The sequence below is a fragment of the Streptomyces rhizosphaerihabitans genome (assembly GCF_025399795.1).
Classification (GTDB): Bacteria; Actinomycetota; Actinomycetes; order Streptomycetales; family Streptomycetaceae; genus Streptomyces; species Streptomyces rhizosphaerihabitans.
This window is the reverse complement of sequence record NZ_JAODTZ010000004.1, coordinates 234,891-248,082: the sequence shown is the minus strand read 5'-3', so window position 1 is coordinate 248,082 and position 13,192 is coordinate 234,891. Positions and strand designations below refer to the sequence as shown.

Here is a 13,192-nt window from a genome sequence, read left to right as displayed (position 1 = left end):
ATCATTGTGACGACCGAATCCCATTTTCCGACCGGTACGGATGAACCCGCGTTCGGTGGCCCGCCTCCAGGCTGCCCCGCCCATGGAATCGGCCCCGGCGTCGGCCCCGGCGGTCTGCGCCGCCTGTACGGGCCCGAGGCGGAGGACCTGGGAGCGCTGTACGAGAAGCTCCGTGCCGAACACGGAGGCGTCGCACCCGTGTTACTGCACAACGACGTGCCGATCTGGGTGGTCCTCGGCCATGCCGAGAACCTGCACATGGTCAGCACGCCCTCGCACTACGCGCGCGACAGCCGGCTGTGGACCGCCGTCAAGGACGGCACGGCGGGCGCCGACCATCCGCTCGCCCCGCACATCGCCTGGCAGCCCATCTGCTCCCACGCCGAGGGCGACGAGCACCTGCGGCTGCGTGGAGCCGTCACCGGCGCCATGTCCACCATCGACTTCCGCAGTCTGCGGCGCTACATCAACCGTGCGACGCAGCGCCTGGTCAACGTGTTCTGCGAGCTCGGCGAGGCCGATCTGGTCGGACAGTTCGCCGAGCATCTGCCGATGTCCGTGCTCTGCGAGATCATCGGCATGCCCGAGGACTACAACGACCGCATGGTGCAGGCCACCCGTGACCTGCTCAAGGGCACCGACACCGCGATCGCCAGCAACGAGTACGTCATGAGCGTGCTGACGCAGCACACCCTGCGGCGCCGTGCCGAGCCCGAGGAGGACTTCACCAGCCACCTCATCAACCACCCGGCCCGGCTCACCGACGACGAGGTCGCCCAGCATCTGCGGCTCGTCCTGCTCGCCGCGTACGAGGCCACCGCCAACCTCATCGCCAATGTGCTGCGCATGGTGCTCACCGACCCGCGTTTCCGAGCCCAGTTGAACGGCGGGCAGATGACCGTTCCCGAGGCGGTCGAGCAGTCCCTGTGGAACGAGCCGCCGTTCAGCGCCGTCCTCGGCTACTTCGCCAAGCAGGAGACGGAGCTCGGCGGCCAGCGCATCCGCAAGGGCGACGGACTGCTGTTCGGGATCGCGCCGGGCAACGTCGATCCCCGGATCAGGCCCGATCTGGCCGCCAGCATGCAGGGCAACCGCTCCCACCTCGCCTTCGGCGGCGGTCCCCACGAGTGCCCGGGCCAGGACATCGGCCGCGCCATCGCCGATGTCGGCGTCGACGCCCTGCTGTTGCGGCTGCCGGACGTAGAACTCGACTGCGACGAGAACGACCTGCGCTGGCGGGGCTCCATGTCGTCGCGCCACCTCGTCGATCTGCCCGTGCGATTCGAGCCCAAGCCGACACAGGACGTCATGCAGCGGCCCGCTGTCCGCGCGCTGCCCGCCCAGCGGTCCCATTGGCAGGTCATGACCGGCACCGCAGCACCGGCCGCGCCCGCCGCACCGCAGCCGGTGGTCCCCGAACCCGTCCCGGCCGCTCCTCGGCCCGCCCGCGGGCCGAGCGCCTGGCAGCGCTTCCTGCGCTGGTGGCGCGGCTACTGATCCCCGGCCGCTCCGGCCGACCAGACGTCGTACGAGGCCCACGCCTCCAGTACCCGTTCGCTGACGAACCGATGGGCCCGTCCGGTGACCGGATCGGTGAACTCCAGTGTCCGCGCCAGCAGTTGCAGCGGACGCCGGAAGTCGTCGGCCGGCACCGGACCGGTCACCGTCGGGTACAGCGGATCGCCGAGAATGGGCAGGCCCAACGCGCTCATGTGCACCCGGAGTTGATGGGTCTGGCCGGTACGGGGAGTCAGCCGGTAGCGCCCCAGCGCGTCCCGGCGTTCCACCAGGTCGATCCCGGTGACCGCGTTCGGCTCGCCCGCCACCTCCCGCGCGGCCATCACCCCGCGCTCCTTGAGGATGCGGCTGGTGACCGTGCGCGGCAGACCGAGAGCGGAGTCGTACGGCGCCACGGCCTCGTACTCCTTGCCGATCAGCCGGTCGCGGAACAGCGACTGGTACGCGCCGCGTTCCTCCGGCCGTACGGTGAACAGCACGAGCCCGGCGGTCAGCCGGTCGAGGCGGTGTGCGGCGCCCAGCTCAGGCAGGCCGAGCTCCCGGCGCAGCCGGGCGAGGGCCGTCTCGGCGACATGGCTGCCGCGGGGTGTGGTGGCGAGGAAGTGCGGCTTGTCCGCGACGACGATGTGCTCGTCCCGGTACACCACGTCGAGCGGGAACGGCACCGGCTCCTCGTCGGGCAGCTCCCGGTGGAACCACACGAACATCCCCGGCGCGTAGGCCGCTTCGGCGGTCAGTGGCCGTCCGTCCTCGCCGACGATCAGCCCCTCGTCGATCATCGAGTCGATGACCCCGTCGCCCGCCGCGAGCCGTTCCACCAGATACTCCCGCACGGTGGGCCGGCTCCCCTCCCGCGGCAGTCTGATCCGCACGGGGTCGACCCCGTGGCGCTGCGGGAGGGGGGACGGCGGGATCCGGGGCTTGCGTCTCACCCGGTCAAGCGTACGAGGCCGGGACCACCTCGGGAGCCTCCGCCTCCGTCGCCCGTGCCTTGAAGGCCCGGTACCCGGCGCCCGCGACCAGCGTCACACCGAGGAACAGCAGGGTGAACCAGCGGAAGTACCAGTGCCCGCCCGCCGGGTCGTACACCGCGGCGCGCGGCCACGCCAGGTTGACCGTCATGAAGAGGCCGTAGACGAGGGCGAGCGCGTTGACGGGGATGCCCCAGCGGCCGAGGGAGAAGAGCGGGGCGCCCGTCTCGTCGGTGCCGTCCGCGGTGAACCGCCCGCGCAGCCGGCGTACCAGCAGCGGCCCGGTGACCATCGCGTACGCGAGGTACAGCATCACGATGCAGGTGGTGCCGATCGCCAGGAACGCGTCCGGCGAGGCGAAGTTCAGGAGCAGCAGGGCGGCCGCGAGGACGCCGACGACCAGGGCGGGGGCGCTCGGCATGCCGGTGCGCGGGTCGACCTTCGCGAGACGGCCGGAGAAGGGGAGCTGGTTGTCGCGGGCCATCGAGAAGAGCATGCGGCAGGCGGCGGTCTGGATCGCCAGGGTCGCCACCGCGATGGCCACCACCACGTCGGCGAGCAGCGCACGGCCGACCCCGTCGCCGAGGCTGCTGGTCAGGACGTAGCTCAGGCCGTCGACGCCGAGGCGGCCGTCGGTGAGGCTCGGGGCGGCGAGCAGTCCGCCGAGCACGATCAGTCCGCCGAGCAGACCCGCCGCGCCGAGCGCGGTGAGGATCGTACGGGGCGCGGTGCGCCGCGGGTGATGGGTCTCCTCGCTCATCTCGCCGGCGCTGTCGAAGCCGATCATCACGTACGCGGCCATGAACGAGCCCACCATGAGCGCCCCGAACAGGCCCGTGCCGGTGCCTGTGCCGGTGTGGAAGGTGATGCCGGGGGAGCGTTCGGAGTGGGTGAGCAGCAGCACGATGATCAGGACGGCGCCGATGATCTCGGCGGTGACGCCGATCCGGTTGACGGCGGACATCACGCGGTTGTCGAGAAGGTTCACCACCGTGGTCAGGACGAGCAGGACGACGCCGAGGACGGCCGCGTTGGCGGCGCCGTCGGGGCTGGTGGGGGCCGGATCGCTGCCGACCAGCTGGAAGCCGGACCAGATCGCGGGCAGCACCATCTGCAGGGCGAGTGCCGCCGCGGCGACCACGACGATCTGTCCGATCACCATGATCCAGCCGGCGAACCAGCCGAAGGAGCGGTTCGACAGGCGCGAGGACCACTGGTAGATCGCGCCGGAGATCGGGTAGCGCGCGGCCAGTTCCGCGAAGCACGCGGCGACCGCCAGCTGGCCGATCAGCACGGCCGGCCAGGTCCAGAAGAAGACCGGGCCGCCGAAGGCGTACCCGAAGGCGAAGAACTGGAAGACCGTCGTGAGGACGGAGATGAAGGAGAACCCGGTGGCGAACGAGGCGTACCGGCCGAGGCTGCGGTGCAGCTCCTGGCGGTAGCCGAACTCGGTCAGCGAGCGGTCGTCGGGGGACTCGGGCGGATCGGGGCGTACGTCGGAGGGGGCGGTGGTGGTCACGGCGGCACCTGCCTTCGGCGCGGAAGGGAGAGGAATTCCTGTCGGGTGACAGAAATTAGGGAGACCCTGTTTCACCCGCGTGACGCGGCCGTGTCAGCGACGGGCCTAAGTCCTCACGTGTCTGCCGTCCCCGTTTCAACGCGATACATCGCGTGTATTGACGAGCCTTCTTGAGACGCGATATGTTCGGCTACGGATATTCGGAGACGAGTCGAGAGGTGTGGTGGCGATGAAGCGACGCAAGCTGAGCAATCCGCTGGCGCTCGCCGTCATGACGACGCTCTGGCAGAAGCCGATGCATCCGTACGAGATCGCCCAGACGTTGCGCCGTCAGGGCAAGGACAGCAGCACGAAGATCAACTACGGGTCCCTGTACACGGTCGTGCAGAACCTGGAGAAGCACGGCTTCGTCGAGGTCACCGACGTGGAGCGGCAGGGCAACCGTCCGGAGCGCACGGTCTACGGCATCACCGAGGCCGGGCGCGAGGAGATGACCGAATGGCTCTCCGATCTGATGGCCGTCCCGGCGCGCGAGTACCCGATCTTCGAGACCGCGCTCTCGCTCATGGGGGCACTGCCTCCCGACGAGGTCGTACGGCTGCTCGCGGAGCGGCTCAACTCCCTCGAGGTGCAGGCCGCGAGCACCCGCGGCGGCCTGGCGAAGCTGTACGAGACGCTGCCCCGGCTCTTCCTCGTGGAGAGCGAGTACCAGCTGCACATGATCGAGGCGCAGGCGAAGTGGGTCCGGGGCTTCCTCAGGGAGCTCAGGGAGGGCACGCTGCCCGGCGTCGAGGCGTGGCGGACCTTCCACGAGACGGGGGAGATCCCGCCCGAGTTCCAGGACGTGGAGGAACGCCACTTCGAGCAGTGACCCGAAGAAGAACAGACCCCGGCAGGACTGTTGCACCAGTCCCGCCAGGGTCTCGAACCCCGAACTGAATCCGCCGTGCGGCAGTTCCAGGCGATCGAGGTGCGGCACACCCAGGATAGCCCGGCGCTCTTCACACGGATCAGCTCGGCAGTCACCCGAGATCACTCGGGAATCCGAGACCACTCGGCTTCACGCCGAGCATCCGCTCACTTGGGAGAGCAGCCGTCATGAGTAGTACTCGTGCGCCCGCAGTCGAGGCGCGTCAGCTGATCAAGACCTATTCCGGTGACGTCACCGCGCTCAGCGGCATGGACATCACGGTCGAGCAGGGGACCGTCTTCGGCCTCCTCGGCCCGAACGGCGCCGGCAAGTCCACCACCGTCAAGATCCTCACCACCCTGGCCCGCCCCGACTCGGGCACCGCCACCGTCGCGGGTCACGACGTGCTGCGCCACCCGGACCGGGTGCGGCGCGCGATCGGCGTGGTCGCCCAGAACTCGGGCGCCGACCCGGTGGCGACCGGCCGGGAGAACCTCCGGCTCCAGGGCAGGCTCTACGGTCTGAAGGGCGCGGGCCTGGACCGCCGGGTCGACGAACTCCTGGAGCGGTTCTCCCTCGCCGACGCCGCGCGGCGCCCGGTCAAGGGCTACTCGGGGGGCATGCGACGGCGCCTGGACGTGGCGCTCGGTCTCGTCCACCGTCCCGAGGTGCTCTTCCTCGACGAGCCCACCACCGGACTCGACCCCGAGGCGCGCACCGCGATGTGGGACGAGATCGCCCGGCTCGCCGGCGACGAGGGCCTGACCATCCTGCTCACCACGCACTACCTGGAAGAGGCCGACCGGCTCGCCGAGCGCATCGCCATCGTCGACCGCGGCCGGGTCGTCGTCGAGGGCTCCCCGGACGAGCTGAAGGGCGAACTGCGTGGGGACGCCGTCCACGTGGAGCTGAGCGAGGCGGTCGGCGAAGCCGGCCGAACGCTGCTGGAGGGCACGCTCGGCGGGCTGCCGGGCGTGCATCAGGTGCTGCTCGACGGACGGCGGATCAGCGTCCGTGCCGACGACGGCGGGGCCGCGGTACCCGCCCTGCTCGGAGCCCTGGAGCGGGCCGGGGTCAAGGTCGCCTCCGCGACCGTCGCCCGGCCCTCGCTCGACGACGTCTATCTCCGCTATGCGGGCCGCCGTTACTCGGAAGCCGAGGCGGAAGGCGCCGACTCCTTCGTTCTGGCCGGAGGTGCCCGATGAGCACGGCCGTTTCGCAGACCTGGTACATGACGCAGCGACAGCTGATGGTGTTCGCCCGCCAGCCCGCGTACGCGATCATCACCCTGATCCAGCCGGTGATCTGGCTCTTCCTGTTCGGCAGCCTCTTCAGGAAGGTCGTCGGGCTCGGCGGCTTCGGCACCACCTCGTACCTCGACTACCTGGTGCCGGGCGTGGTCGTGATGAGCGCCCTCAGCTCCAACATGTGGGCCGGAATGGGCACGTTGGAGGAGATCCAGCGAGGCACGCTCAACCGCTTCCTCACCACCCCGGTCAGCCGGGCCGCGCTGATGAACGGCAACGTCGTCAACAACGGCCTGATCACCGCCCTGCAGTCGGTGATCATCGTGCTCCTCGGACTCGCCGGAGGCGCCGACTACCCCGGCGGCATCGGCGGTGTGGCGATCCTGGTCCTCGCCTCGGTCCTGCTCGGCACGGTGTTCGGAGCGCTGTCCAACGCGCTGGGCATGCTGGTGCAGGAGCGGGAGTCGATCATCGGCATCAACACCTTCCTGCTGCTGCCGCTGACGTTCCTCTCCAGTGCCTTCATGGCTCCCTCGCAGATGCCCGGCTGGATCCGGCACACCGCCGACTTCAACCCGCTCGACTGGGCGATGGTCGCGGGCCGTTCGGCGATGTCCGAGCACCCCGACTGGGGTGACGTGCTCAGCCGGACGGGCGGCCTGCTCGCGCTCGCGGTGGCAGCGGTCTGGCTGTCGATCCGCACGTTCCGGTCGTACCAGCGGTCGGTGTAGCCCCCAGGAACGGGCAGCCGGTCCCGCCCGGGGGCGGTGGGGTGACGCCGGCTCCGGCCCGCGTCGGCGCCGCCTCGGCCGCGGTCGGTGGCAGCCCCGGCCCACGGCGGCCACCCGTACGCACGGCTGTCCGTACGTACGTCAGGAGGCGGCCCGCGCCACGCGGGTCCGCCTCCTGATGACGTACGGGGTGGTGAGCCGGCGTCAGGCCGACGCCTCCTGCTCCGCCTCCACCTGGGCGTTCCACGCGCGCTTCGCCGCCTGCCAGCCGTCCTCGTTGTGACCGAGGCGCCAGTAGCCGGAGATGGACAGGTCGTCGCGCGAAATCCCGCGCTCGACCCGCAGCAGCCCTCGCAGTTCCTTCACGAAGCCGGCCTCGCCGTGTACGAACGCGTGCACCCGGCCCTCCGGGAACTCCAGGGCCTGTACGGCCTCCACCAGGGCCGCGCCGACGGGCCGGTCACCTCGGTGCAGCCAGACGACCTCCGCGTCGGAGTCGATCTTCTGCTCCTCCTCGGGTCCGGAGACCTCGACGAAGGCGCGGACCACGGCGGCGTCGGGCAGCGACTCCAGGGCGGCGGCGATCGCGGGCAGCGCGCTCTCGTCTCCGGCGAGCAGGTGCCAGTCGGCGCTCACATCGGGCGCGTAGGCACCTCCGGGACCCATGAACCGGACGACTTCGCCCGGCCGCACCCGAAGGGCCCACGGCCCGGCGAGCCCCTCGTCGCCGTGCACCACGAAGTCCAGGGTCAGCTCGCGCACTTCGGGGTCCCAGGAGCGCACGGTGTACGTCCGTGTCACCGGCCACTGCTCGCGCGGGAGCTCCTCGCGGATGCGCTCCATGTCGAAGGGCTCGGGATAGGAGACGCCCGGGGGGCCGAACAGCAGCTTCACATAGTGGTCGGTGCTGGTGCCCGCGGCGAAGTCCGCCAGGGTGTCGCCTCCCAGTACCACCCGTTGCATGTGGGGGGTCAGCCGCTCGGTCCGCACGACCTTCGCGGAGTGGGGCTTCCGGGGCTTGCGTTCCGGGCGCTCTGCCATGACTGCCTCCTGATTCGCATGCTTAGGCTTACCTAAGTTAGCATCCCTTCCTCTGTAGCACCTATGCATGAAGCGGTATCAGTCGTGTCAGAAGCGTTCGGCTAAGCCTGCAGTGTCGTGAGCAGGCGGTGCAACGAGCCGCCCAGACCCCAGCGCGCGGCCAGTTCGTCCAGCGCGGCGGGATGGCGCGGCGCGTGCGGCAGCGCCGTGTCCACCTCGGGCAGCGGCACATCCCCGGCCACCTTGACGACGGTCGGCGCCACGGCGAGGTACGGCCGCGACTCGTCGAGCCGCTTGCGCTGAGAGGGCGTCAGCTTGGCCTTCGGGTCGTCGACCGCGGCCATGATCCCGGCCAGGTCGCCGAACTCGGCGAGCAGTTTGGCGGCCGTCTTCTCCCCGATGCCGGGCACTCCGGGCAGCCCGTCGCTCGGATCGCCGCGCAGCAGCGCCAGATCCGCGTACCCCGGACCGTCCACGCCGTACTTCTCGCGCAGCCAGGCCTCGTCGGTGAGCTGGAGCGTGCCGACACCCTTGAGGGGATACAGCACGCGCACCTCCCGCTTGTCGTCGACGAGTTGATACAGGTCACGGTCTCCGGTGACGATGTCGACCGGGCCCTTGGCGCGTCCGGTGAACGTGCCGATCACGTCGTCCGCCTCGTACCTCTCGACCCCCACGCGGGCGATGCCCAGCGCGTCCAGGACGTCCTCGATGACGGGCACCTGCGGGGAGAGCGTGTCCGGCACCTCTTCCTGATCCGGGCCGACCTCGGTCTCCACCGCGACCCGGTGCGCCTTGTACGACGGGATCAGATCGACCCGCCACTGCGGGCGCCAGTCCGCGTCCATGCAGGCCACCAGGTCGTCCGGGCGGTGGTCCTTGACCAGGCGGTCGATGAACTCCAGCAGCCCGCGCACGGCGTTCACCGGGGTGCCGTCCGGGGCCTTCACGGATTCCGGCACACCGAAGTAGGCGCGGAAGTACAGCGAGGCGGTGTCGAGAAGCATGAGTCGTCGAGTCTGCGTCGTCACGTTCCGCATCATGCCGTACGCCACTGACAGTGACCTGGACCACTCCCGTGTTTGCTCCGTGTAAGCGGGGGCAGGCGCCGCCTCTGAACGGACCCGGTTGTGCATTCAACCGTCATCAGCCGTCGGGAACGTCGAAAGCGTTCGTTCAACCCGTTCCCCGCGTTCGAACGAGAGGCACACGTGTCATCCAGGCTTGAGGCCGACCATCTGTACAAGGTGTTCGGAAGACGATCGAAAGCGGCCGTGGAGCGGCTCCGCCAGGGGGCCGACCGTGAGGAACTGCGCGCCGACGGCACCACCGCCGCCGTGATCGACGCGTCCTTCACGGTGGAACCGGGGCAGATCTTCGTCGTCATGGGCCTGTCCGGATCCGGAAAGTCCACGCTGCTGCGCATGCTCAACGGACTGCTGGAGCCGACCGCGGGGCAGGTGCGCTTCGACGGCCAGGACCTCACCGCGCTCAGCGCGCGCGAGCTGCGCGAGGTCCGCTCCCGGAAGATCAGCATGGTCTTCCAGCACTTCGCGCTGTTCCCGCACCGCAGCGTGCTGGAGAACGCCGCCTACGGCCTGGAGGTCCAGGGCGTACCGGCCGCCGAGCGCAGGGAACGGGCGGCCACGGCCCTCGAACTGGCCGGACTCGCAGGCTGGGAGAAGTCCTGGCCCGACGAACTGTCCGGCGGAATGCAGCAGCGCGTGGGACTCGCCCGCGCGCTCGCCACGGACGCCGATCTGCTGCTCATGGACGAGTCGTTCAGCGCGCTCGACCCGCTGATCCGCCGGGACATGCAGGACCAGCTGATCGAGCTCCAGAAGAAGCTCAAGAAGACCATCGTCTTCATCACGCACGACCTCAACGAGGCGATGCGCCTCGGCGACCGGATCGCCGTCATGCGCGACGGCCGCATCGTCCAGACCGGCACCGCCGAGGACATCCTCGTGCGGCCCGCAGACGACTACGTCGCCTCCTTCACCCAGGACGTCGACCGCTCCCGCGTGCTCACCGCGGGCGCCGTCATGGACACGGACCTGCGCGGCGACGAGGCCGACTGCTCCTGCGAGACCGCCGGGCCGGACACCTCGTTCGTGGACCTCTGCGCGATCAGCGCCCGCCTCTCCCACCCGGTCGCGGTCGTCGACAAGAACCACACCCTCGTCGGGGTCGTCCCCCGGCAGCGCCTGGTCGGCTTCCTCGGCGACGAGCAGGGCACGCCCGAGCGGTGTCCCAGCCCGCGCGGCGAGGAGGTGACGGCCGGTGCCTAGGATCCCCTTCGGCGACTGGGTCAACAGCGCGGTCGACTGGCTGCTGAACCACATGGCGTGGCTCTTCGACTTCCTCAAGACCGTCTTCTCGGGCACCTACGACGGCATCGACGCCGTCCTCCAGGCGCCCCAGCCACTGCTCCTCGCCGGTATCTTCGCCGTCGTCGCCTTCTGGCTGCGCGGCACCTCCGCCGGTGTCCTCACCTTCGCCGGATTCGCCTTCATCGACTCCCTCGAACTGTGGGAGGACGCGATGGTGACCCTGTCCCTGGTCCTCGTCGCGACCCTCATCGCGCTCGTCGTCTCCGTGCCCGTGGGCATCTGGGCGGCCCGCTCCGACCGGGTCAGCGGCGTCGTCCGGCCGGTCCTCGACTTCATGCAGACGCTGCCCGCGATGATCTACCTCATCCCGGCGATCCTGTTCTTCGGCACCGGTGCCCCCGCCGGCATCGTCGCCACCCTGATCTTCGCGCTGGCCCCCGGTGTCCGCATGACCGAGCTGGGTATCCGCCAGGTCGACAAGGACCTGGTCGAGGCCGCCGACGCGTTCGGCACCACCCCGCGCGACACCCTGCTGCGCATCCAGCTCCCGCTCGCGCTGCCCACCGTCATGGCGGGCGTCAACCAGGTCATCATGCTGGGCCTGTCCATGGCCGCCATCGCGGGCATGGTCGGCACCGGCGGTCTCGGCGGCGATGTCAACGAGGCCATCGGCCAGTTGAACGTCGGCCTCGGCTCCGAAGCCGGCGTCGCCATCGTCATCCTCGCGATCTACCTCGACCGTATGACCGGCGCGCTGGGGACCCAGGTCTCCCCGCTCGGCCGCCGCGCCGCCGCCAAGGCGCGCGCCGCGCAGGGCCTGAGGATCTGGTCGTACCGCCCCCGTCCCGTCGTGGCCATGGCGGGCGTCGTCGTCCTCGCCCTGGTCGCGGGCGGCATGGGTGTCTTCGGCGGCGCGGGTGCCACCTCCACCGCGTCCGACGGCGAGAACGTCGGCCAGGGCAAGAAGGTCACCATCGGCTACATCCCCTGGGACGAGGGCGTCGCCTCCACCTTCCTCTGGCAGGAGATCCTGGAGCGGCGCGGCTTCCAGGTGGAGACCAAGCAGTTCGACGCGGGCCCGCTGTACACCTCGCTCGCCCAGGGCGACATCGACTTCGAGACCGACTCCTGGCTGCCGACCACGCACGCGCAGTACTGGAAGAAGTACGGGAAGCAGCTCGACGACCTGGGTTCCTGGTACGGCCCGACATCCCTGGAACTGTCCGTGCCCGCCTACATGAAGGGCATCGACTCCCTCGACGACCTCAAGGGGCAGGCCGGGAAGTTCGGCGGCAAGATCACCGGTATCGAGTCGAGCGCCGGAATGATGGGCCTGCTCAAGACCAAGGTGCTCAAGGAGTACGGGCTCGACCAGGAGTACGAGGTCGTCGACAGCTCCACGCCCGCGATGCTGGCCGAGCTGAAGCGCGCGTACGCCGAGAAGGCGCCGATCGTCGCCACCCTGTGGTCGCCGCACTGGGCGTACAGCGAGTACAAGCTGAAGAAGCTCAAGGATCCGAAGGGCGCCTGGGGCAAGGGCGACGGGGTGCACACCCTCTCCCGCAAGGGCTTCGCCCAGGACAACCCGGTCGTCGGCAAGTGGCTGAAGAACTTCCGGATGACCGAGAAGCAGCTGACCGGTCTCGAAGCGGAGATCAACAAGGTCGGCAAGGGCAAGCAGCAGGACGCGGTGCGCGCCTGGTTGAAGACGAATCCCGGCGTCGTCGACAAGCTGGCCCCGGTCGAGGGCTCCGCGTCCGCCACCCCGGCCGAGGCGAAGCGCCCGCTGGACGTCGCCTGGTTCCCCTGGGACGAGGACGTCGCCGTCACCTACCTCTGGAAGAACGTGCTGGCCCGGCGCGGCTACACCCTCAACCTCAAGCAGATGGACGTGGGCCCGGTCTACACGGGTCTGGCCTCCGGTGACCTCGACCTCAACTTCGACGCCTGGCTGCCGTACGCCCAGTCCAACTACTGGGAGCAGCACAAGAACGACCTGAAGGATCTCGGCACCTGGTACAAGCCGACCTCCCTGGAGATCGCCGTCCCCTCGTATGTGAAGGACGTGAAGTCCCTCTCCGACCTCAAGGGAAAGAGCAAGACCTTCGGCGGGAGGATCATCGGGATCGAGCCGGGCACCGGTGAGATGAACCTCCTCAAGAACAAGGTGCTTCCCGGCTACGGCCTCGACAAGGAGTACAAGGTCGTCGACGGCTCGACGCCCGCGATGCTGGCCGAGCTGAAGCGCGCGTACGCGAAGAAGGAGCCGGTCGCGGTCGTCCTGTGGTCGCCGCACTGGGCGTACAGCGAGTACAAGCTCACCAAGCTCACCGACGACAGGAAGCTGTTCGGGGAGGGCAACACGATCCGGACGATCTCCAGTGAGAAGTTCCCCGACCAGTACCCGAAGCTCACCGAGTGGATCAGGAAGTTCAGGATGAGCGAGAGCGAACTCGGCGGCCTGGAGAGCGAGATCAAGCGGCGCGGGCAGGGGCACGAGGAGGACGCCGTCGCCGGGTGGCTGAAGGAGCACCCGGACATGGTGCAGCGGATGACTCCGCAGTAGGAGACGGGCCGTTCGCCCCGAGGCGCGGTGAGCGGTCGAAGCGAGGCGCGGTCAGAGGTCAGCCGCTGGCTCCGAGGCGCGGTAAGGGGTGGCAGTTCGCTCCTGGGCGCGGTAAAGGCCGGTGGTTCGCTCCGAGGCGCGGTCAGCGGTAAGGGTCGGCGGTTCGCTCCGAGCGGGCCGAGCGGTTCACTCCGAGGGGTGGTCCTCGTCGTACGGGTTCGTTTGACCCGCGCGGCGCGGGCCACCCCTCGCGGCGTTCCCGGGATCCGCGGACTCCTCCCCGTCCGGGCGGATACCGGTCCGCACGCGCGGCCGACGACGCCGGTGGTCACGTACTGGCGTACGAGAGAGATCCG

The 13,192-nt window shown here is 69.7% G+C and carries 10 protein-coding genes; 6 read left to right on the top strand and 4 right to left on the bottom strand.

What is annotated here, in order from left to right:
* The first annotated feature begins 6 nt into the window (after positions 1-6).
* Positions 7-1,497, top strand: a complete 1,491-nt coding sequence (locus tag N4G66_RS06090; protein ID WP_261702904.1) for a cytochrome P450 — start codon at positions 7-9, stop codon at positions 1,495-1,497.
* Here N4G66_RS06090 and N4G66_RS06085 read toward each other — a convergent pair.
* Positions 1,491-2,450, bottom strand: a complete 960-nt coding sequence (locus tag N4G66_RS06085; RefSeq protein ID WP_261702903.1) for an RluA family pseudouridine synthase — start codon at positions 2,448-2,450, stop codon at positions 1,491-1,493. The two genes, N4G66_RS06090 and N4G66_RS06085, sit on opposite strands and share 7 nt — an antisense overlap.
* A 4-nt stretch (positions 2,451-2,454) precedes the next feature.
* Complete coding sequence (locus N4G66_RS06080; RefSeq protein ID WP_261702902.1) at positions 2,455-4,008, bottom strand: amino acid permease; 1,554 nt, start codon at positions 4,006-4,008, stop codon at positions 2,455-2,457.
* Positions 4,009-4,237: 229 nt separating this feature from the next.
* On the opposite strand from N4G66_RS06080, the gene N4G66_RS06075 reads away from it, so the two are divergent.
* From N4G66_RS06075 to N4G66_RS06065, 3 genes are all read left to right on the top strand, one after another.
* On the top strand, positions 4,238-4,879 hold the full coding sequence (locus N4G66_RS06075) for a PadR family transcriptional regulator (RefSeq protein ID WP_261702901.1): 642 nt from the start codon (positions 4,238-4,240) through the stop codon (positions 4,877-4,879).
* Positions 4,880-5,106: 227 nt separating this feature from the next.
* On the top strand, positions 5,107-6,123 hold the full coding sequence (locus N4G66_RS06070; RefSeq protein ID WP_261702900.1) for an ATP-binding cassette domain-containing protein: 1,017 nt from the start codon (positions 5,107-5,109) through the stop codon (positions 6,121-6,123).
* The gene (locus tag N4G66_RS06065; protein WP_261702899.1) at positions 6,120-6,896 is read left to right on the top strand and encodes an ABC transporter permease; all 777 of its coding nucleotides are present in this window, start codon (positions 6,120-6,122) and stop codon (positions 6,894-6,896) included. The genes N4G66_RS06070 and N4G66_RS06065 overlap by 4 nt, the downstream gene beginning before the upstream one ends.
* 204 nt (positions 6,897-7,100) lie before the next feature.
* Here N4G66_RS06065 and N4G66_RS06060 read toward each other — a convergent pair whose 3' ends face one another.
* Entirely contained in the window at positions 7,101-7,937 is an 837-nt protein-coding gene (locus N4G66_RS06060; RefSeq protein ID WP_261702898.1) for a siderophore-interacting protein, read from the bottom strand.
* Between the two features lie 101 nt (positions 7,938-8,038).
* Positions 8,039-8,977 (bottom strand): 5'-3' exonuclease, encoded by a 939-nt coding sequence (locus N4G66_RS06055; protein ID WP_261702969.1) that lies wholly within the window; start codon positions 8,975-8,977, stop codon positions 8,039-8,041.
* A 171-nt stretch (positions 8,978-9,148) separates the two neighbouring features.
* On the opposite strand from N4G66_RS06055, the gene N4G66_RS06050 reads away from it, so the two are divergent.
* The gene (locus N4G66_RS06050; RefSeq protein WP_261702897.1) at positions 9,149-10,228 is read left to right on the top strand and encodes a quaternary amine ABC transporter ATP-binding protein; all 1,080 of its coding nucleotides are present in this window, start codon (positions 9,149-9,151) and stop codon (positions 10,226-10,228) included.
* Entirely contained in the window at positions 10,221-12,836 is a 2,616-nt protein-coding gene (locus tag N4G66_RS06045) for an ABC transporter permease/substrate binding protein (RefSeq protein ID WP_261702896.1), read from the top strand. The genes N4G66_RS06050 and N4G66_RS06045 overlap by 8 nt, the downstream gene beginning before the upstream one ends.
* Positions 12,837-13,192: the final 356 nt, after the last annotated feature.